Origin of the sequence: uncultured Thiocystis sp., assembly GCF_903866365.1 — a bacterium.
GTDB lineage: Bacteria > Pseudomonadota > Gammaproteobacteria > Chromatiales > Chromatiaceae > Chromatium.
Genome location: NZ_CAIPNF010000006.1, coordinates 1 through 1520, shown reverse-complemented (window position 1 = coordinate 1520; position 1520 = coordinate 1). Strand labels below are relative to the sequence as shown.

The 1520-nt window shown below is 60.7% G+C and carries 1 pseudogene; it reads left to right on the top strand.

Annotated features, from left to right (window positions below):
* Positions 1-379: 379 nt before the first annotated feature.
* A pseudogene (locus tag QZY07_RS00245) lies at positions 380-1372 on the top strand (IS4 family transposase); the annotation flags it as partial.
* Positions 1373-1520 lie beyond the last annotated feature (148 nt).

Genomic DNA, 1520 nt, shown 5'->3' with positions numbered 1-1520 from the left:
CGATTTGCGAGGGGAGCAATGTCAGGACAGTCGGTTCGGTTTCGCAGGGCACGGGCATTCTCGATCATGTCAGTCTGTTGGAGGGATATGCGGCCTAAACGGGTAAACTGTTACTCGGAAATCACCTAAATACGAGATCTATAATAACGTGCTGAATAAGATTTCGCCGGGAATTGCTGGCACTATGATGATCGGAAAAGTTAATTTTCGTTCGCGCACAAATGCTTTCGCGTTTTTTCGATGCCGGCTTTTAAACTTTTCGTCGGTGATAAGATCTTGGCTGGCGTCAACGGATTGTTTTTTAAACATATGAAAATCCCCTATAGGCTATAATTTTTCATAGTATACAACAATTTGCGCTTAACTTAATGGCAGTGACCCGACCTACGCCATCACCCCTGAGCGCGAGCCGTTGGGTGTCGTGGATGCCTGGAGGTGGGCGCGGGAGCCGAAAGACCCCGACGGCACCCGTCCGGGGCTCAAGGAGAGTGTGCGCTGGGGCGAAGGGGACGCGCGGGTGGCGGACCTGGCCGCCGAGTTGCCGCAGACGCGCCTGGTCTACATGGCCGATCGCGAGGCCGATCTGCTCGACCTGATGGTGCGCGCCCGCGACCTGGGCCACCCCGCCGACTGGCGGCTGCGCGCCAAGCACAACCGCGCCCTGCCCGAGGGCGATCGGCGGTGGGCGCGGGTGCTGGCGAACGAGCCGCTCGGGGAGATCCGCTTCGTCCTGCCAGCCGGGCGCGGACGGGAAACGCGCGAGGTCCATCAACCGCTTGACGCGCAACGGGTCACCCTCCCGGATGGACGCCGCGGCACCCTGGAGGCGACCGGCGTGATCGCCCGCGAAGTCGATGCCCCCGCCGACGTCAAACCCATCGAGTGGCGCCTGCTGACCAACCGCGAGGCCACCACCCTGGAGGCCGCCGTCGAGTTGATCGACGGGTACCGGGCGCGCTGGGAAATCGACATGCTCTTTTTGGTGCTCAAGGAAGCCTGCCGCGTCGAAGCCCTGCAATTGGGCACGATGACCCGGCTTGAGCGCGCGCTGACGCTGTTCCTGGTGGTGAGCTGGCGCATCGCCCGTTTGATGCGCCTGGGGCGCACCGTCCCCGATCTGGATGCGGGGTTGTTGCTGGAAACCGAGGAATGGCAGGCGGCGTCCATCCTGGCCAAAAAGCCCATCCCCCAGGAGCCACCGCGGCTCAACGACGTGATGCGCCTCATCGCCCGCTTGGGCGGTTTCCTCGGTCGCAAAGGCGATGGCGAGCCCGGTTTAAAGACCATCTGGCTGGGAATGCAGCGCATCATGGACTTCGCGGCTGGGGTCAAATATGCCAGGGAGGTGTCGGACACGGAGAGTTGTGTGTAATGGGATGGGCTTATGCGACTGGCGCGCAATCAGCGAGGCGGATACTCTAATAGATTGTTTTTAAACTGCAATATTCGCTTTGGTCGCCCGCGATGGCGACGGTTACGGCGCGGCATCGCCGGCTCATTTTAAATGAGTAGCGGAATAT